Raw genomic sequence first — 18,958 nt, 5'->3', positions numbered from 1 at the left:
TGGAATGCGCTGCGTTGCCCACGTGTGGGCTTGAGTCTGTGGGGCATGCGGGTCGCGAGCGCTTGGGGCGCTCGGAAGTGCAGAGCCTGCCGACCTCCCCCCTCCGGCAGCCTCTGGGGTGGAGGAACGGCCCGCACCCGATGAGGAGCGGGCCGTCGGCCTGCGGCCCTGGAACGCCCGACAGCTGACTCACACCCATCCCTTACTTCTGCCGGTGCCCGTCCGGGGGCTTGCGAATGTCGCGCCGCCCCACGGCGTACGCCGATGCACGTGAACGGCCGGGCGGTCAGGCGGGGCCGGGACGGGACAGCCCGGCCGGGCGCGGCGGTCGTCAAGTGCGCGATAGGGGGCGTGGGAGAGAGGGGAAAGACGATGCTGCACAGAGCGGGGAACGCCATCGCAGCCGTGGTGGGGCGCGTGGGCAGGGGACTGCGTTCTCCCGGGCCGGAGCGAGACGATCTCGTGCTGGGGGCGAAGAGCGTGGGAGCAGCCACGACGGCCTGGATACTCGCCCGACACCTGCTGCCCGCGGCCGTGACGACCTTCGCACCCTTCACCGTTCTGGTCGTGCTGCAGGCAACGGTCTACCGGTCGGTACGCGAGTGTGCCCGGTACCTGATGGCCATGACCGCAGGCGCCGTCCTGGCCGCCGGCCTGGCGGCCTGGGCCGGCATCCACTGGTGGGCGTTCGCCTCTCTGATGCTGCTGGGCCTGGCCGTCGGCAGATTCCGCCCCTTCGGAAGCCAGGGCGCGCAGGTCGCCGTAGTCGGGCTCTTCGCCTTCTCCGCCGGGGGAGGACGCCTCGACTACATCGGCCACCTCACCGCATCGGTCGCGATCGGTGCCGCCTGCGGAATCGGCGCCCATCTTCTCCTCGCCCCCGCCCGGCACACCCGCCGCCATCAGGCGTCGGTCGCCGCCGTCTGCCAGGACGTCTCCGCCGCCATACGCTTGCTTGCCGACGCGTCGGGCACGGGAGACGGAGACGTGGACGCAGTGGGACGCCTGCGCGGAGAGTGGCGGCGGCTGGCGTCGACGTGCGACCGCCTGCACGGTGAGGTGGACGCGGAGACGGAGAACTCCCTACTCAATCCGCGTCGCACCGTCGACCCCCGCGATGAAGCCATGCCGCGGGCCCGCGAGGCGCTGACCATCATTCAACGCTCACTTGACCACCTGCAGTCCATGACGCGCACCCTGGAATACGCTCTGGCAGACGGTCACATCCAGTCCGTGCCGCCGTTGTTCCGTTCCGAGTACGCGGAGTTCCTGCATCGCGTGTCAGACGTCCTGGAGGAGATAGGGCAGTCCGACCGGACCGACTCCCGGCGCCTGGAGGAACTCTTCGACGTCGTCGGCGAACACCTGCGCCATCTGCAGCAACCGCATGTGGATCAGGCCGCGCCCACTATCCAGGGGACGTTGCTCACGGACGCTTCCCGCCTCATCGCCGACGTCCGCTCTCATCTCCACATCATCGCCGCGATCGCGTGACAGCCTCAGGTGTGGCGCGCGGATCGCTGCCTCGGCGCTCAAGAGGGTGACCAGCCGAAGCTGATCGCGCCCGGGCGATGAGTGTGTGGTCGCAGGGTGGCAGCCGATTCCGCCGTCGTCGGACGGGAGGACCAACATCTTGGACCGCCCCGGCAGCCGGCTCTGAGACATGGATCTCCTCAGAGGCCCTCCCCGCGGCGGTACCGGGACGGGCGGACGACAGGTGGGCGGTACTCGTGTCCTGCCGTGGACTGCCGTGTGGGCAGCGGACTTTCAGCAGCAGGGGGTGGTGTGGGATGGTCGCAGGACACCAGCCTGGTCTGGTAGGAGACCCCGAGCCGCTCGCGCAGGCTCTCAGCAGAGGGCCGGGACGCGGTTCGGGTGGTCTTGCTGGTCTGCGCGTGACCTCACGTCACGCTCCTGGCACCCCGCAGCCGGGGTGCATCGGGCTCGACCCTGATGAGAGGGGCGAACCATGAGCGATCTGATCCTCACCACCCACGAAGACTCCGACGCCACCACCATCACAGTGGCCGGAGAGATGGACCTCACGTCCTGCCCCGCCCTCGAGGAGGCCATAGGCCGCGCCTCCCTGGCCGACAGCGCACCGCTGTGCATCGACATGTCCCAGGTGACCTTCATGGACTCCTCGGGCCTCAACCTCCTGCTCCAGCTGCGCCTTCGCCTCGCTGACGGCGGGAACCGACTCGTGCTCACCGGCGTGCGGGAAGGAACGATGCGGGTGCTCACCCTGACCGGCGCCGACGCCCTCCTCCTGCCTGCGGGCACGCTCGCACGCGGGTAGAGCCTCCACGGACGAAGCCGAGGTAGGCCGCGGCGCGAACGCTCGCGGCGGCTGGACCCGGCCCGGAGGACAGCTGCGAAGACGACCACACGCCCCGGCCCGGCCCAACGCCTGTTGGGCCGGACTGGGCGACCAGGGTGAAGGGGGCCGGTTGCACGCCGCGAGGCGTCAGCCGGGGACGCCACTTCTTGCCGGGTCCAGGCACACCGCGCGGCGGGGGCGTCTGTGGCGCGTGGGGGAGTGGGCAGGGAGGAGGGAGATCGCCAGGATGCTGGGGACGAGGACCAGCAGGCAGAACGTCATGTCTCCTCCCTGGCCGGCCCCCTCCCGGTGTGTAGGTGGGAGGTCGGCGGGGATCCCCAGGCCACGCCCGCAGGCGCTCTGTCGCGGGTGTCACTCCGGTCAGGCGCAGACGGCGCCCTCTGCTGTCCCACGTACGAGCGGAAGTGCCGCTGGTGGTCGCATCCGGGGCCGCGACCGTCGCAGGAACGCGAACGCGGTGAATGCTCTGAAACCCCCATCTGATCCGGTGGCATTCGTTTCACGCTTCGACGGGGAACAGAGGCGTGGTGCCCGTGAGGTCGAAGAGTTGGCGCAGCTGGGGCGGGACGGGGCCGACGAGGGCGAGTCGCCCCAGGCCCTGTCGGGCGCGAAGGAGGGCGTGGATGACGGAGGTGTCGCCGAAGACGACGCCCGAGACGTCGAGCCGGACGCTGGTGGCGTCATCCGCGCCGGCGTCGGCCAGGGCGCGGTGCAGGCATCCGACACTGTCCATGTCGAACTCGCCGGCCGCCACCAGCTCCGCGGTGCCGTCGAGCCCGGTGGCCCGCCGATAGACGCTCGCCCCGCCCGGCGCGCTGTAGATATGCCCTCCGCCGGAGGAGGCGTGCAGCACGTCCACCGGGGAGTGGCTGTCGTTCATCACGAGGACACACCTCTTATCACGTCGGGACCCAGAACCCCGGCACTCCTCGTAGGTGAGGCGTAGGAGCGCCAAGGCCGGTCGGTGACGGCGAGGGCGATCCCGAGCCCCTCGCACAGCCGGCGCATCCGCGCGAGCACGCTGAGCGAGGCACCACTGGCTGGGCCGGCCGCCAGATGCAGGCGCACACCCAGGGGCCGGTGGGAGAGAAGCAGACGCTGTGCGTGCTGTACAGCGGCGGCTCGGCCGGTGACGTCGAGATCCGGGGGAAGGCTCAGTGCCAAGACTCGGCCTTCGATGACGTGCTCCACAGACATGCAGGGCTGCTTTCACCAGACCGGCAGCGCACCATGGCCTCACCACAGGGGTGGGGGAGCACGGCCGGGAACGGGTCGGATTCACGTTGTGACGGGGGCCGTCACAAGGGACGTCAACGACCTGAGCCAGGGAGGGGTTCCCGGCCGTTCGACCAGCGGAAACACCAACCCTCCGCGGTTGGAATGAAGCGCTTGACCTGCGCGTCCACTGGCCTTCGGTACTCCTCACGATACGCCTTCACTTGGACCCCGCCCGAACGTCACCGACACCCCGCTGCTCTCAGCACTCCTGAAGCCGCTCGGCGCCCCGTGCCCCAAGGCAGGAGACCGGGCCGCATCCCAGGCCCGCACGATGCGCCGACGCCGACCCGGGCCCCTAGCGAGCCGCGCACCGTCACTGACGCCCTCGCCCAGCTCACCGCCCCCGAGACAGGCACGGAATCATGCAAGACCGGTTCTTCGGGGTATTGCGCTTGTTACTGGGCGATCCGGGCAGGCGACCAGAGAACCACCGTGCGAGTGCCGCCGCCGGCAGTCCGCCATCAGGCGAAGTCGAGCCCCAGCGTGTGCGGCGCCGTACCGCTATGGAGGTCCTGTATGTCTCTCTCCGCTCAGACCAGCCCGCTCGCTGCCCTGTCCGCGGCCGGAGTGTCGGTCTGGCTCGACGATCTGTCCCGGGAGCTTCTCGCAGGCCGGGAGCTGAGGAAGCTGATCGCGGACCAGCACGTCGTGGGAGTCACCACGAATCCCACGATCTTCGCCTCGGCCCTGTCGAAGGGAGACCGCTACGACGAGCAGCTCCGGGGCCTGGGCCGGGCAGGAGACAGCGTCGACGAGGCGGTCTTCGCCCTGACCACCGACGATGTCCGCGATGCCTGTGAGGAACTGCTCCCCGTGTACGAAAGGAGTGCGGGGATCGACGGCCGGGTGTCCATCGAGGTCGACCCCCGCCTCGCCCATGACTCCCATTCCACCGTTGCCATGGCCCACCGGCTCTGGGAGACGGTCGACCAGCCGAACCTCTTCATCAAGATTCCCGCCACCCGGGCAGGGCTGGAAGCGATCACCGCGGTCACCGCCGAAGGCATCAGCGTCAATGTCACACTGATCTTCTCCCTGGACCGCTACCGCGACGTGGTGCACGCGTACCTGCGGGGCCTGGAGCAGGCTCAGGCCAACGGCCACGAGGTGGCGGACATCCACTCGGTGGCCTCGTTCTTCGTCTCCCGCGTTGATGTCGAGGTCGATCGCCGACTCGAAGCCGTCGGTACCCCGGAGGCCTCGGCGCTCAAGGGCAGGGCCGGAGTCGCCAACGCGCGCCTCGCGTTCCAGGCCTACGAACAACTCCTCGTCGACCCGAGGTGGCAGCGCCTCGCCGCGGCGGGTGCCCGTACCCAGCGCCCGTTGTGGGCGTCCACCGGCGTCAAGGACCCGGCCCGGCCCGACACGATGTACGTCAGCGAGCTCGTGATCGCAGGCACGGTCAACACCATGCCCCGCGGGACGCTGGCCGCGTTCGCCGACCACGGAACCGTGCCCGTGCACCCGCCCACCGTCGAGGACTTCACAGCCGCCAAGGACCACTTCGCCGCACTGGAGCGGGTCGGCGTCGACTTCCGTGACGTCACCGACACGTTGGAGCGCGAGGGACTGGCCAAGTTCGAGGCGAGCTGGAGCGAGCTGGGCGAGTCCGTGGCCCGCGAGATGCGCGCGAAGCCCGACACGGCGGTCGCCGGCTCCGAGAGCGCTGACCTGCTGGCGATCTACCTGGGCGATCACTACGCCGCGGCCACCGGCGGCCTGGAGCTGTTCAGGCGGGCCGCGGACGCCCGCAAGGGCTCGCAGGACGGCCGTACGCTCGCCGGGCTCGCGGACCAGATCGACCAGGACAGGAGCGCACTGGCCCGGATCATGACGGATCTGGGCGTCTCCACCAGCCACTCCAAGACGGTCGCGGGCTGGCTGGCGGAGAAGGCGGGCCGACTGAAGACCAACGGACACCTGCTCACCCGCTCCCCGCTCAGCGACGTCCTGGAAGCGGAAGCGATGCTGACCGGTGTCCAAGGCAAGGCGGCCTGCTGGCGCACGCTGCGCGCCTTGGCCGCCACGGACAGCCGGCTCCACACCGAGGACCTCGACACGCTGCTGGACCGCGCCGCGCAGCAGAGCGCCGCGCTGGAAGAGGTTCGCGCCGCAGCGGCGGCCCGGACACTGGGATCAGCGGATAACGCCACGTGAAGGCGCGATCGAGGGCGGCCGCCAGGACCACACGTCTCAGCCGCCGGGGCGCATCATCCACCAACCGCGGGCGGCCCGTCGGCCCGGTCCGTCCGCACGACGAAGGGACAGCCTGATGAGCGAGCAGTCCGGCGAAGCACAGGGCGCCAGGTCCCTGGCGTATCCGGTGGCCGAGAGCGCCGCGTGGGACGCCGTGGACGTGCGCGCGGTGGACACCGCACGACTCTTGGCGGCCGACGCGGTCCAGCGGGCCGGCAACGGGCACCCGGGGACCGCCATGAGCCTGGCCCCGCTGGCGTACCTGCTGTTCCAGAACGTCATGCGGCACGATCCGACCGACGACCAGTGGCTGGGCCGGGACCGCTTCGTGCTGTCCTGCGGCCATTCCAGCCTCACCCTGTACATCCAGCTGTACCTGGCCGGGTACGGACTCGAGAAGCCCGACCTGGAGGCGTACCGCACCTGGGGCTCGGCCACCCCGGGCCACCCGGAACACCGGCACACCCGCGGCGTGGAGATCACCACCGGCCCGCTCGGCCAAGGCCTGGCCGGAGCGGTCGGCATGGCCATGGCGGCACGGCGCGAGCGCGGACTGCTCGACCCCGATGCCGCACCTGGCAACAGCCCCTTCGACCACCACGTCTACGTCGTGGCGTCCGACGGCGACCTCATGGAGGGCGTCACCGCCGAGGCCGCGTCCCTGGCCGGCCACCAGGAACTGGGCGACCTCATCGTCTACTACGACTCCAACGACATCTCGATCGAGGACGACACCGACGTCTCCTTCAGCGAGGACGTCCCCGCACGCTTCGCCGCCTACGGCTGGCACGTACAGACCGTGGACTGGACAGCCGACGGCACGTACGTCGAAGACGTCGACGCCCTCCTCGCGGCGACCCGGACGGCCCGGGAGGAGACCGGCCGACCGTCGCTCATCATGCTGCGCACCGTGATCGGCTGGCCGGCCCCGACCAAGCAGAACACCGGCAAGGCGCACGGCGCCGCTCTGGGCGAGGAGGAGGTAGCGGCCACGAAACGGCTGCTCGGCTTCGATCCCGAAGCACACTTCACCGTCGAGGACCACGTACTGGCCCACACCCGACAGGTCGTCGACCGGGGGCGACGGGCTCGCGCCGACTGGGACGAGCGGTTCACCGCCTGGCAGCGCGAGCATCCGGACCGGGCCGCGCTGCTCGACCGGCTGCAGAAGCAGGAACTGCCCCACGACTGGCATGACGCACTTCCCTCCTTCCCCGCCGGCGCAGAGAAGGGCATGGCCACCCGCGCCGCCTCGGGCGCGGTGCTCAGCGCGCTCGCCCCGGTGCTACCGGAGCTGTGGGGCGGCTCGGCGGACCTGGCAGGCAGCAACAACACCACCATGGACGGCGAGCCCTCCTTCATACCGGTCGACCGGCAGACCAAGACATGGAAGGGCGGTCCCTACGGCCGGACCCTGCACTTCGGCATCCGCGAGCACGCCATGGGCGCCATCCTCAACGGCATCGCGCTGCAGAGTCTGACCCGCCCCTACGGCGGCACCTTCCTGACGTTCTCCGACTACATGCGCCCCGCGGTCCGCCTGGCGGCGCTGATGCGGCTGCCCGCCACCTACATCTGGACCCACGACTCCATCGGCCTGGGGGAGGACGGACCCACCCACCAGCCCGTCGAGCACCTCGCCGCCCTGCGCGCCATCCCCGGCCTCGACGTCGTACGCCCTGCCGACGCCAACGAGACCACCGCCTGCTGGCAGGCCATCCTCGAACACCAGGACCGCCCCGCCGGGCTGGTGCTGTCCCGACAGAACCTTCCCGTCCTGGACCGCGACAGCGGCCGGTACGCACCCGCCGCCGGGGCGCGCCGCGGCGCATATGTACTGACCGACCCGGACGACCACGCAACACCGGAGGTCATCCTGATCGCCACCGGATCCGAAGTACACGTCTGCCTGGACGCAGCCGATCTGCTGACGCACGAAGGCCTGTCGGTGCGCGTGGTGTCGATGCCGTGCCGCGAGTGGTTCGCCGAACAGCCTGAGGACTACCAGGACCACGTCCTGCCGCCCGACGTGCGCGCCCGGGTCAGCGTCGAGGCGGCCGTCGGGCAGAGCTGGCGCGAGATGGTCGGCGATGCCGGCCGCATCGTCAGCCTGGAACACTACGGAGCCTCCGCCGCCTACCAGCGCCTCTACGACGAGTTCGGCATCACCGCGGCAGCTGTCGCCCAGGCCGCCCGGGACAGCATCACCGACACACGACGTGCGCCGCGGCCGGGCGGACGACAGCAGACATCCACCCCCACCACTGGAGGCACCGGCGACCGCCCCTGACCGACTGCCGCCACCACCTGGAAAGAAGCCACCCACACCGCACCAGACCCCGAGCCGTGCCCGCGCGGGCACCGCCGCCGGCCCCGCTCTCAGCACCAGGAATGCCCCTGCGACGATGATGACGACGGTGCCGTCCTGGGATCCGGATCACGGGCGCGGGAAGCGGGCGCGCGGGGCGTCGATACACGTGTCCCGGGACGTGGGTCCGCCGAACCGGAGTCGGTCGTAGGCCGTGAACTCCGGTTCCAGTATGTCGAGTTCGTCGATGAGCGCGTGCAGCCGCTCAGACCACTGTGTCGTAACGGCGTCTGGCTCGTTCGCCGCGGCGCTGATCGCGGTTGTCAGGTAGTCCTTGCGCTGGATGGCGGCGGGGGTCACCGAGTGCAGGCACACGTACTGTCCGCTGAGATACGCATGCCACTCCGCCTTCCCGGAAGCCGGGTCTGCCCAGTGAGCGGTGAACCACGCTTCCAGCAGCTCTACGCCACCGGCTTCGTCGGCGAGAGCGAACAGGTCGGCCGGCACCATCTCAGCACCGTCGGAGCGCAGATACCCCGGAAGCGGCAGATGCTGCCCCAGCATCAGCCGACGGGCCGCATCGGCATCGCGGCCATGGGCTGCGCACAGCTCCTCCAGGGAGACGAACTGCGCGCTGACATATGCGTCATCGTCATCCGTCATCGGGTGGTCGCCGTTGACTTCGCGGTACCGCTCGGCGAGCTGCTGCTTCAGGACTGTCTCCGGCATGGGGTCGCCTCCGGCGTCTACCAGCGCGGGCATCTCCCGCACAGGACTCGGGACGCTACCGGCGGGATGGTTCGGCACTCACCGAACCATCGACGAGATCACGACGGCACGAGGCCCCATCTGCTGCTGATCACCTCAGTCGCGCACATCGTCCGGGGTGATGGCGAGAGCCGGGGGGTGTGCGTTCTGTCTGGTGGGGCAGGGGATGAAACAGGGGCGGGCCGCATGGCCCGCCCGGGAGACACAGCATCGGAACGACAGTGATCAAGAGGAGTCCGCTCATGACTGACGCCACTCAGGCCCCCGCACCGCACACCGTGCCCGGACTGGACCCGGTGGAGGCCGAGCGGGTCGTGGACGCCCTGCAGGGACGGCTGCACGCTCTCAACGATCTGGCCCTCACCCTGAAGCACGTCCACTGGAACGTCGTCGGCCCGCATTTCATCGCCGTGCACGAGATGATCGACCCGCAGGTGGACGCCGTGCGGGAGATGGCCGACGCCATGGCGGAGCGCATGGCCGCCCTCGGCGGGGTCCCGATCGGCACCCCGGGCGCCCTCGTCGCGGGGCGCACCTGGGACGACTACGAAGTGGGACGCGCCGACGCCGTCGCACACCTCGGCGCACTGGACCTGGTGTACACCGGCGTCATCGAAGACCATCGAGCCGCCATGAAGACGGCCGGCGACATCGACCCGGTGACGGAGGACATGCTGATCGGGCAGCTGGCGAAGCTGGAGCAGTTCCAGTGGTTCGTCCGCGCCCATCTGGAGAGCGGCAGCGGCCGCCTCAGCACCTCTGGTGCGCACACGCTCAGCGAAGCCGCCGGCCAGGCCGTCCGCGCATCGGCCGAGGGCGCATGACCGCAAAGTGCCGGCCGTTCTCGGGCACTGCCGCCGGGTGACAGACGAGGTGGCCGACGGCGCCCGTCATGAGACGTACCCCACCCCAGCGGAGCACACCCTCGCGTACCCCCGGGAAGCAGCCCTCCCGGGGGTACACGCATCCTCGCACCTCCCGCTCAGACCGGCGGGCGCGGGCACTCCGGCAGCGCCGGCCGCTCCCTGGTGCGCACGGCGGGCAGCCAGGCCACCCGGGGACCGGACCCGGAAGGGAGCCGGACGCGGAACCAGCGGGTGGACCACCGGGCCTCCTCGTCGACGATGGGCTGCCCGTCGGGGACCTGGCAGTCGGCGGCGAGCACATCGCCGTGCCACACCCTGGTCGGCACGACGTTGTCCGCCGTGTACGGCCGTACGGGATCGATCGCCAGCCCCAGACTGCACCCGGGGTGCCGGTCGACCCGCTCGCGGCAGCTCCGCTCCGCGTTGAACACCCGGACCGTGCCGGCCGTCGAGCCCACGACGCCGGGCGGCACGGACCCGACCGGCCGCACCGCGTCCGAGCACAGGGTCGCGGCGGCGACCCCGCACATCGCGGTCGCGAGGACGGCGGCGCGTGCCCGGACCCGCTGACGCCCCCCGGCGGGCGCCTCCTGACGGCCGGCGATGCGGGCGAGCAGGCTCTCGGCGCTGTGCGGCGCCCGCGCCTCGTGGGTCGGGGCGAGACAGTCGGCGGCCAGCTCCCGCCAGAACGGCGGCACCGCGTGGTCCATCCGCAGCGGCGCCCGCCCCTCGCCGTACTCCTGGACCGCGGCACCCCGCGCCACCGGCGTCGCGCCGGAGAACGGCGAACCGCCCGACGAGAACACCTCGTGCACGACGATGCCCAGGGCCCAGATGTCCGCGGTCGGCCTGATCCGGACGCCGAGTTCGCCGAGGGGCGCCCGCCAGCGCTCGGGCGGCAGATAGTCCAGGGTGCCCATCGGCGGGGCGTACCCGTGGGTCCCCGTCAGCTCGGTCGCGAGGCCGAAGTCCGACAGCTTCACCGAGCGGTCGGCGCCCAGCAGGACGTTCTCCGGCTTGAGGTCGGCGTGGACCCAGCCCGACCGGTGGAGATGCGCGAGCCCCTCGCAGATTCCCGCGATCAGCGGTCCCCGGTCCGCCTCGGGCACCCCCGCGTCGAGGAGCTCCCGCAGGCTGCCGGAGGCCCGTTCCATCACGAGCACGATCGCGCCGTCCACGGCAGGCCGGTCGGGCGCCGCGAGCACGAACGAGCCGAGGAGACCGATCAGCCGGGGATGCCCGACCCTGCTCCCGAGCTCGACCTCGCGGCGGGCGGACTCCATGATCCTGCGCGCCTGCCGGGGCGCGAGTCCCGCGGTCGGCATGATCTTGAGCGCGACCTCGGCGGGGCCCGCGGGCGCGCCCGCGGGGTCGGCGGCGGACCGGCCCGCGGGCCCCTCGGCCGGCCGCGCCGCGTAGACGGTGGACCATCCCCCGGACCCGATCAGTTCGGAGACCACCCAGCCTCCCACCCGGTAGCCGGGCGGGAGTTCGTCCGTACGGTCGTGCCCCGCGATCCCTCCCGGGACACCCGGGGAGGTCACGACGCGCCCTGCCGCTCCCGCCCGCCGGCCCCCGTCAGGGGCGGCAGCAGCGCGAGGTGCTCCTCACGCACGAGCCCGAACCGCAGGGCGAGCCCGACGATCTCCTCCCGCTTGCCGTTGCGGCGGTCCCCCTTGCCGGACTCCCCGGTGGCGGGGCCCGCGATGCGCAGCTTCTCCTCGGCCAGGTAGTCGATGTGCGAACTGACCGCCCGAGCGGTCAGCGTGCCGCACGTGACGTGCTCCCTGAGCCGCTCGACGATCTGCGGGGTCGTGGGCACCGCGACCCGGGACTGGTCCCGCAGACGCGGCTCGCAGAGCGCGACGAGAACGAGGAAGTACGTGGCCGTCTCGTCCAGGGAGTACGCGGTCACCGTGCTGTTCCCCCAGGGGACGTCCATGGCCTCCGGGTCGAGGAACACATGGTCGGGGGCGAACACCTGGAAGGAGACGGTGGCGTCACCCCGGGTGGGCAGCACCACCCGGGAGAACTCGAACGGGATGGGCGCCCCGACCCGGCGCGGCGGAATCCTCAGGTACTCGCCCGCGCCCTCCGGGTTCTCCACCAGATAGCTGTGGCCGGCGCTGTAGTTCGTCAGCTGCCAGTGGTCCTGGGTCACCCGGATCTCCCCGGCGAGCCGCGAGATCGCCGGGTCGTCCAGGACCAGCTCGACGGGGACCGCGGCGGAGCCCCGTCCGAAGCGGGCCACCTCGCCCGGGCCGAGCCGGAGCGTCACCGCGTCCCCGCCCGGCTCGCCGCCGTCGGCGCCTCCCGTACCTCGCGGCAGATGGACGACTACGCCGCTCACCCGTTCCCCCGTTCCCCCGGCCGTACTCTCGGACGAGCCGAACGATACTCATCCGTAGGGAGAGTTCACCGTCGTACTTTGGCCACCTCTTCCGGACGGGCCGCCCGGCGGCCGGAGCCGCCCGCCACGACGGTGCGCGGGGCGCCCCGGAGCCGCTCGCCCCGTGGCTCCGCGCGACGCGGACCGTCGGGGACCTTCTCGCCGGGCCCAGATCATGTCGGCGCCGTGAAATGAGCCGCCATGTGGGACTGTTTCCGGTCCTCCGCCGAGCAGTCGGGAGGTGGAGCGTGCACCGGGGAGAGCGGGAGAAGGGCCGTGTCCGCGGTTCGCCTGGGCGGCGGACCGGCCGGGCCGGGGCCGGCCGCCGCCACAGGGCACGGGGCCGTACAAGGTGGGCAAGGTCACCGTGAACGGCGGGCGGAATCCGGGGCCGGGGCCCTCACAGGCGTCCGGGGGCGGCCTGTGTCACCGTTCACGTGGCGAGATCCGTACGCTCCGCTCACAGGGCGGGAGCATGCGACACCAGCGGCGCCACCGCACGCTCGCCGAAGGAGGCCCACGGCCGCCACCCGCCGCTCGGCCGCTCCTGGACACGGGTCCGGATCCGCCCCGCGGCGGTCACGGCGAAGACGTGCAGCCGCCCGGCCGGGTCGCGTACGGCCGTGGGGGTGGCGACGAGCCGGACGCCGGGCTCGCCGAACTCCCGCTCGGGGCCCCAGTCACCGCCCGGAGCGAGCTGCCAGCGGTGACTCAGCCGGGCGCCGCCCGGAGCGAGCGAGAACGCCTCCAGACGGCCGTCGGCGTTGGCGGCGAACGCCGGGGCGGCGGCGCTCCACCCGAACATCGGCAGCCACGCGTCCCAGCCGCCGCTCGGCGCGGTCTGCCGCCGGGTGAAGGTCCCGACGCCCGACGGCCCGATCGCGGCGACCGCGAGCCGGCCGCTGCCGTCCTCGGCCACTCGGGGCGCGGAGCCCGCCGCCGTGCCGTACGGGTGCCATGCCGGGGTCCACGGCCCGCCGGGGGTCTCCTGCCACCGGTGGACGATCCCGGCGCCGCCGGGCGCGAGGGCGAACACCTCGAGCCTGCCGTCGGCGTTCGCCGCGACCACCGGTGGCGCGCCCGCCGCCGGACCGAAGCCGGGTTCCCAAGGGTCCCAGGCCAGTGCCCCGGGCGACCGCTGCCGGCGCCGTGCGAAGGACGCGCCGCCCGGGCTCAGGGCGAAGACCTCCAGCCGGCCGGCCGCGTCACGGACGACGGCGGGCGCGGCGCCGGCCGGGCCGCCGAACCCCTCCCAGTCGTTCCACCCGCCGTCCGGGCGCTGCACGCGGCGATTCAGGTGGGTGCCGCCCGGGGCGATCGAGAACACCTCCAGCCTCCCGTCGGTGTCGCGGCCGAGCGAGGGAACCGCGCCCGCCGGGCCGCCGAACGGCTCCCACTCCGACCAGCCGTCGCCGTACGGGTCGAGCTGGACGCGCCGCAGCATCGAGCGGTCGGCGGCGTCGAGCGCGAACAGCGTGAGGCGGCCGTGCACGTCGAGCCCGGCCATCGGGTGGTCGGGGCTCTGCCACGGGACCGGAGTGTCGCGCCACTGGAGCGGCGCGAGGAACAGTCCGTTGCGGAACCAGCCGGCCGCGCTCGCGTACCAGGTGCCCCTGTCGTCGACGACCTCGACGGCGTGACCGGCCACATGCCCCGCGTACCCGGCGAGTTCGAAGCGGAAGGGGTCCCGCGACGCCAGTACGTCGGTCCCCTCGTAGCCGCCCCGCGGGCCGATGAACAGGTAGTACCAGCCGTCCCGCCGGACGACGAACGGAGACTCGGTGACCGAGACGGTCGCGTCCGTGCTCGCGTCGGTGAAGACGACGCCCGGCTCGCTCCAGTGCGTCAGGTCGGCGGACCGCCGGTGGGCGACGACGTGGTGCCCGCCCGGACCGGAGAGCTCCGTGTAGTACATGACCCACTCGTCCCCCACCCGCAGCACCATCGGGTCACGCGCCGCGAGGCCCCGGAACAGCGGGCCGGACGGTACCCGGGTCCAGGTGAACAGATCGGTCGACGTGGCCAGGTTGACGGCCGCCCCGCTCGCGCCGCCCGCGGCGTAGAACATCCAGAACGTGCCGTCGGCCTCGATGACGTGCGGCGCCCACAGGTGCTCCTCGCCGAAGTAGGACGGATCGACGGTGAGGGCGTCGGCGTGAGCGGTCCACGGACCCAGCGGGCTCGGGGCGGAGGCGTGGGCGAAGGAGATCTCCGCCGAGCTGTCCGGCGCCTCGCCGCGCGGCGCGCTGGCGCCGACGATGCCGAAGACGTGCCAGCGTCCCCGCGCCCTGATCAGCGTGTGGTCGTTGAGATAGCGCGGGCCGGCGGGGGTCGACGGGTCGTGGACGTACGCGAAGGGGCCCGCGCCGACCCACGAGGGCGCCGGGGCGTCACCGGTGGGCGCGGCGACGGCCGGGGAGAGACCGAGCAGGGGCAGCGCCCCGGCTCCGGCCGCACCCCGCAGCACACTCCGTCTGCTGATCGGAAACACGGATCTGATCCCTCCGCGTGAGTGGTCAGCCCTGGCCGGGGCCGGGGGAGCCGCCCAGCCACTCCCAGCGGGACCAGCTGGAGAACCCGGTCTGCCAGATGTGGAAGGTTCCGGAGGGATTGGTCCCGAAGACCTCGATCCGGCCGTCGGCGTTGGAGGCGGCGGTGACCTCCGTACCGCCGGAGCCGAAGGGGGCCCAGTCGCTGTAGGGGGCGTTGACGGCGGTCTGCCAGCTGTGCATGGCGGTGGTGCCGTTCATGGCGAAGACCTCGACGCGGCCGTCGGGAGTGCGTTCGCTGGTGAGCTGCGCGTCGGCCGGTCCGCCGGTGCGTTCCCAGCCCGACCAGCCGGAGGGCCCGGTCTGGTACCGGTGGAACACGCCGACCGGACCCGAGGCGAAGACCTCCAGGCGGCCGTCGGCATTGTGATCGACGGTCAGGTCGTGACCGCCCTCGCCGAACGCACCCCACGCGGACCAGCCGCCGCTGGGCGCGGTCTGGTAGCGGTGCTGGAAGGTGCTGCCGTTGAGGGCGAAGACCTCAAGGCGTCCGTCGGGAGCCTTCCCCATCTCCACCCGGCTGTCGGCGGGGCCGCCGCCCGTGGACTCCCAGCCCGACCAGCCGCCGTCGGGGGCGAGCTGATACCGGTGGAACAGCCCGACCGGGCCGGAGGCGTAGACCTCGATGCGGCCGTCCGCGTTGACCCCGGCCGCGGTGTCCCGGCCGCCCTCGCCGAAGCCCTCCCAGTGCGACCAGCCGCCGGACGGGCTCAGCTGCCAACGGTGCTGGAAGGTGGTCCCGTTGAGCGCGAACAGCTCCAGCCGGCCGTCGGCGTTGGGCGCGAGCGCGAGCTCGGCGTCGGCGGGACCGCCCAGCGACTCCCAGGGCGACCAGTCGCCGTTGACCTCCCGCTGCCAGGCGTGGTGGATGCCGTCGGTCCCGGCCGCGAACACCTCCAGACGCCCGTCCGCCGACCGTGCCGACACGACCCGGCCCGACTCCGACGGATACACGAGGGGCTTCGGCCGCGGCCCCGTGCCCGGGGTACAGGGCAGCACGACGCCGCGTTCGGCGAGATAGACCTCGGGGTCGACGCCGTAGGAGGCGGACGAGTCCCCCCAGATCCGCAGATGCAGATGGGGGCCGGTGGAGTTCCCCTCCGAACCCATCAGGGCGATCTGCTGGCCGGCCACGACACGGTCGCCGGCGAAGACGTCCCGCCGGGACATGTGCCCGTACTCGGAGATCCGCCCGTCGGGCTGCTGGATCCGGATCCACTGGCCGTAGCCCGGCTCGTACCCGGAGATGGTCACCTCGCCGTCGGACACGGCGTGGATCGGCGTCCCCACCCCGTTGGCGATGTCGACGCCGTTGTGGCCGGAGTGGAAGTGCTGCGACACCGGCCCGGCGGCCGGGCACGCCACGGTGGAGGCGGCCGATGCGACCGGAACGGCTGGAGCGGTGGATCGGACGGACGCGGTGGAAGCGGTGGTCCGCGCCGCGGCCGGGGACGTGGGCACCAGGGCCGGCAGCAGCAGGGCGGCCGACGCCGCGAGCACGGAGCTCACCGCGCGGCGGGAAAGTCCACGAAGCACAGGAAGCTCCTCCAGGGGGCGCGGGCCGCTGACCGGGTGGCGCGAGCGGGCGGTAGGGAACGTAGCAACGCCCCGACGGCCCCGAGACCCCGGAAGGTTACGGAGTGACAGCCGGCCCCGCCTCGGGTACGGGACCGCCCGCCGGCGGCGTTCCATCATCGGGATTTCATCGCCCCTTCCTAGCCTGACCGCGTTCGCACGAGGAGCGGTACGAAGGGGAGGACGGGCCGATGGCACGGACGCGAGCAAGAGCGAGGCTGCCGGTGGCGGTGGCGGCCGCCGTCGCGGTGATGAGCACGATGGCCGCCACGGGCTCCACGGCCGCCACGCGGCCGGCGGCGGCAGGACCGGACAGGCCGACCATCCGGTACACCGAGTACGGCATCCCGCACATCATCGCCTCGGACTGGGAGGGCCTGGGCACCGGCTACGGATACGCGGCGGCCAGGGACAACATCTGCACCCTGGCCGACACCTATCTGATGGTCAACGCCCAGAGGTCCCGATATCTGGGGCCCGACGGCCGGGCGAGCCCCGGCCAGAACCAGAACACCACCACCAATCTCAAGAGCGACCTGTACTTCCAGCGGATCAAGGACGACGGGGTGGTGGAGCGGCTGATCGCACAGCCCGCCCCCGACGGCCCGGAGCCCGAGGTCAAGGAGGCCATCCGGGGCTACGTCCAGGGATACAACCGGTTCCTGTCCGAGACGGGCGTCGACGCCCTCACCGACCCGGCCTGCCGGGGCGCCGCCTGGGTGCGGCCGATCACGGAACTCGACGTCTACCGGCACGCGCACGCCGAGATCATCATGGGCAGCGCCGACGCGCTCCTCGACGGCCAGGTCGACGCCGCGCCGCCGGGGGCGGCGTCCGCCCCCGCGAAACCCGCGTCCTCGCCCCGGGAGATCGCGGCGAAGATCAGTTCCGCGCTGGCGGTGAGCCGGCAGCAGAGCATGGGCAGCAACGCGCTGGCCGTCGGCTCGCAGGGCGTCTCCGGCGGCACCGGCATGCTGCTGGCCAACCCGCACTTCCCGTGGCAGGGCAAGAACCGGATGTGGCAGAGCCATCTCACCATCCCGGGCAAGGTCAACGTCTCCGGGGCGAGCCTCCTGGGACTCCCCGCGGTGAACATCGGGTACAACGACGACGTCGCCTGGAGCCACACGGTCGCCACGGTCGCCCCGTTCGGGCTCTTCGACGTCCAGGTGGATCCGCTCAACCCCACCAAGTACCTCGTCGACGGCGTCTGGGAACAGATGACCTCGCAGCAGGTCACCGTCGACGTACGGAAGCCGGACGGCTCCCTCGGCAAGGTCACCCGGACCCTGTGGTCCACCCGGTACGGCCCCGTCACCACGTCGATGCAGGGGGTGCCGCTGCCCTGGGTGGTCAGCGCGCACGCCGTGCGCGACGTCAACATGAACAACCTGCGGGCGCTGAACACCTGGTTCCGTCTCGACCAGGCCAAGGACGTCGAAGACGTCGTCGACACCCTGGAGACCACGCAGGGCGTCCCCTTCTTCAACACGATCGCCGCGGACCGCAAGGGCAAGGCGCTGTACGCGGACATCCAGGCCACCGCGAACATCACCGACGCGCACGCCCAGTCGTGCCTCACGATGACCGGCCAACTCCTCTTCAACCAGCCCCTGAGGCTGCCGAACGTGCCGCCGATCTCCATCTTCGACGGCAAGCGGAGCGCGTGCGACTGGCCCGACGACCCGAACGCGGTCGCGCCGGGACTCCTCGACCCGCGCAAGCAACCCCGCCTGATCCGGGACGACTTCGTGGGCAACGCCAACGACAGCGCCTGGCTGGCCAACCCCGACCAGCCGCTGACCTTCCCCCGGGTGATGGGCGACGCCCAGGCACCCCGCTCACTGCGCACCCAGGAGCTCATCCTGACCGCCCGGAAGCGGATCGACGGCACGGACGGGCTGCCGGGCAGGGGCTTCACCCCGGAGACCATGGGGAAGCTGCTGTTCGCCGACAACAGCCGAGCGGCCGACCTCGCCCTCGACGCCACCGTGGCGATGTGCAAGAGCGTGCCCTTCGGGCTCATCCTCGTGGACGGCACGCTGGTCAACGTGAGCGAGGCGTGCCCGATCCTGGCCGCCTGGAAGAGCCACGACTACACGGCGGACAGCCGGGGTTCCCTGCTGTTCGCGAACTACTGGGCCTCCCTGCAAGGCGGACAGGGCATCGAGAAGCTCCCCTGGCGGGTCCCCTTCGACCCCAAGGACCCGGTGCACACACCGAATTCGCTGGACTCCGGCAGCTCCGCCGTCCGCGACGCGTTCGGCCGGGCCGTCCTCGCGATGCGCAAGGCGGGCATTCCGTTGAACGCGCCGCTCTCGGACGTACAGAGGGTCACCCGCGGCGGCGAGCAGATCCCGATCCACGGGATGATCGGCGAACTGGGCGTACTCAACGTGATCACCATGGGCCAGGCCGATGGAAAGACGGACGTCGTCTTCGGGTCCAGCTTCATCCAGCAGGTCCGGTTCACCGCCGAAGGGCCGCCGCAGGCCCGCTCCGTCCTGGCCTACTCCCAGTCGGCCGACCCCAACTCGCCGCACCACGCCGACCAGACCAGGCTCTTCTCGGCCGGCCAGTGGGTGACCGAGCGGTTCACCGAGGAACAGATCGCGGCCTCACCGGCCCTGGTGGTCAAGGTCCTCGACTGATCCGACGCACGACATCCCAAGCGCAGACAGAGCATCA

Annotated in this window: 13 protein-coding genes; 6 read left to right on the top strand and 7 right to left on the bottom strand. The window is 71.9% G+C overall.

The window, feature by feature from the left end; all coding sequences use genetic code 11:
• The first annotated feature begins 372 nt into the window (after positions 1-372).
• Both ACF09E_RS12030 and ACF09E_RS12025 read left to right on the top strand, forming a co-directional pair.
• Positions 373-1,494 (top strand): hypothetical protein, encoded by a 1,122-nt coding sequence (locus ACF09E_RS12030; protein ID WP_392205057.1) that lies wholly within the window; start codon positions 373-375, stop codon positions 1,492-1,494.
• Positions 1,495-1,969: 475 nt separating this feature from the next.
• On the top strand, positions 1,970-2,299 hold the full coding sequence (locus ACF09E_RS12025; RefSeq protein WP_392205056.1) for an STAS domain-containing protein: 330 nt from the start codon (positions 1,970-1,972) through the stop codon (positions 2,297-2,299).
• A gap of 168 nt (positions 2,300-2,467) precedes the next feature.
• On the opposite strand, the gene ACF09E_RS12020 is transcribed toward ACF09E_RS12025, so the two are convergent.
• Both ACF09E_RS12020 and ACF09E_RS12015 read right to left on the bottom strand, forming a co-directional pair.
• On the bottom strand, positions 2,468-2,602 hold the full coding sequence (locus tag ACF09E_RS12020; protein ID WP_392205055.1) for a hypothetical protein: 135 nt from the start codon (positions 2,600-2,602) through the stop codon (positions 2,468-2,470).
• Between the two features lie 238 nt (positions 2,603-2,840).
• Positions 2,841-3,221, bottom strand: coding sequence for an STAS domain-containing protein (locus ACF09E_RS12015; RefSeq protein ID WP_392205054.1), 381 nt, complete (start codon positions 3,219-3,221; stop codon positions 2,841-2,843).
• A 914-nt stretch (positions 3,222-4,135) separates the two neighbouring features.
• On the opposite strand from ACF09E_RS12015, the gene tal reads away from it, so the two are divergent.
• Positions 4,136-5,776, top strand: a complete 1,641-nt coding sequence (gene tal / locus ACF09E_RS12010; protein WP_392205053.1) for a transaldolase — start codon at positions 4,136-4,138, stop codon at positions 5,774-5,776.
• A gap of 115 nt (positions 5,777-5,891) precedes the next feature.
• Positions 5,892-8,105 carry a transketolase gene (tkt, locus tag ACF09E_RS12005; protein WP_392205052.1) on the top strand — a complete coding sequence of 738 codons (2,214 nt, stop codon included), beginning with the start codon at positions 5,892-5,894 and terminating at the stop codon, positions 8,103-8,105.
• 147 nt (positions 8,106-8,252) lie between these two features.
• On the opposite strand, the gene ACF09E_RS12000 is transcribed toward tkt, so the two are convergent.
• The gene (locus tag ACF09E_RS12000) at positions 8,253-8,852 is read right to left on the bottom strand and encodes a DUF6058 family natural product biosynthesis protein (RefSeq protein ID WP_392205051.1); all 600 of its coding nucleotides are present in this window, start codon (positions 8,850-8,852) and stop codon (positions 8,253-8,255) included.
• 281 nt (positions 8,853-9,133) lie between these two features.
• On the opposite strand from ACF09E_RS12000, the gene ACF09E_RS11995 reads away from it, so the two are divergent.
• On the top strand, positions 9,134-9,715 hold the full coding sequence (locus ACF09E_RS11995) for a Dps family protein (protein WP_392205050.1): 582 nt from the start codon (positions 9,134-9,136) through the stop codon (positions 9,713-9,715).
• 158 nt (positions 9,716-9,873) lie between these two features.
• Here ACF09E_RS11995 and ACF09E_RS11990 read toward each other — a convergent pair whose 3' ends face one another.
• The 4 genes from ACF09E_RS11990 to ACF09E_RS11975 all read right to left on the bottom strand — a co-directional run bounded on the left by ACF09E_RS11990 (position 9,874) and on the right by ACF09E_RS11975 (position 16,231).
• The gene (locus ACF09E_RS11990) at positions 9,874-11,301 is read right to left on the bottom strand and encodes a serine/threonine-protein kinase (RefSeq protein ID WP_392205049.1); all 1,428 of its coding nucleotides are present in this window, start codon (positions 11,299-11,301) and stop codon (positions 9,874-9,876) included.
• The gene (locus ACF09E_RS11985) at positions 11,298-12,107 is read right to left on the bottom strand and encodes a serine/threonine protein kinase (RefSeq protein ID WP_198955841.1); all 810 of its coding nucleotides are present in this window, start codon (positions 12,105-12,107) and stop codon (positions 11,298-11,300) included. The genes ACF09E_RS11990 and ACF09E_RS11985 overlap by 4 nt, the downstream gene beginning before the upstream one ends.
• A 499-nt stretch (positions 12,108-12,606) precedes the next feature.
• On the bottom strand, positions 12,607-14,637 hold the full coding sequence (locus ACF09E_RS11980; RefSeq protein ID WP_392205048.1) for a family 43 glycosylhydrolase: 2,031 nt from the start codon (positions 14,635-14,637) through the stop codon (positions 12,607-12,609).
• A 25-nt stretch (positions 14,638-14,662) separates the two neighbouring features.
• Positions 14,663-16,231, bottom strand: coding sequence for a peptidoglycan DD-metalloendopeptidase family protein (locus tag ACF09E_RS11975; protein WP_392205047.1), 1,569 nt, complete (start codon positions 16,229-16,231; stop codon positions 14,663-14,665).
• Positions 16,232-16,461: 230 nt separating this feature from the next.
• Between ACF09E_RS11975 and ACF09E_RS11970 the strand changes: the two genes are divergently transcribed.
• On the top strand, positions 16,462-18,921 hold the full coding sequence (locus ACF09E_RS11970) for a penicillin acylase family protein (RefSeq protein WP_392205046.1): 2,460 nt from the start codon (positions 16,462-16,464) through the stop codon (positions 18,919-18,921).
• Positions 18,922-18,958 lie beyond the last annotated feature (37 nt).

Origin of the sequence: Streptomyces sp. NPDC014891 (assembly GCF_043081085.1) — a bacterium.
Lineage (GTDB): Bacteria > Actinomycetota > Actinomycetes > Streptomycetales > Streptomycetaceae > Streptomyces.
Note: the sequence above shows the minus strand (reverse complement) of the source record. Positions and strands in the feature narration are given on the sequence as shown.

Bases quoted from the DNA above. Each gene is read 5' to 3' on its own strand.
- ACF09E_RS12030 (WP_392205057.1), top strand. From the start codon at position 373: ATGCTGCACAGAGCGGGGAACGCCATCGCAGCCGTGGTGGGGCGCGTG.
- ACF09E_RS12025 (WP_392205056.1), top strand. From the start codon at position 1,970: ATGAGCGATCTGATCCTCACCACCCACGAAGACTCCGACGCCACCACC.
- ACF09E_RS12020 (WP_392205055.1), bottom strand. From the start codon at position 2,602: ATGACGTTCTGCCTGCTGGTCCTCGTCCCCAGCATCCTGGCGATCTCC.
- ACF09E_RS12015 (WP_392205054.1), bottom strand. From the start codon at position 3,221: ATGAACGACAGCCACTCCCCGGTGGACGTGCTGCACGCCTCCTCCGGC.
- tal (WP_392205053.1), top strand. From the start codon at position 4,136: ATGTCTCTCTCCGCTCAGACCAGCCCGCTCGCTGCCCTGTCCGCGGCC.
- tkt (WP_392205052.1), top strand. From the start codon at position 5,892: ATGAGCGAGCAGTCCGGCGAAGCACAGGGCGCCAGGTCCCTGGCGTAT.
- ACF09E_RS12000 (WP_392205051.1), bottom strand. From the start codon at position 8,852: ATGCCGGAGACAGTCCTGAAGCAGCAGCTCGCCGAGCGGTACCGCGAA.
- ACF09E_RS11995 (WP_392205050.1), top strand. From the start codon at position 9,134: ATGACTGACGCCACTCAGGCCCCCGCACCGCACACCGTGCCCGGACTG.
- ACF09E_RS11970 (WP_392205046.1), top strand. From the start codon at position 16,462: ATGGCACGGACGCGAGCAAGAGCGAGGCTGCCGGTGGCGGTGGCGGCC.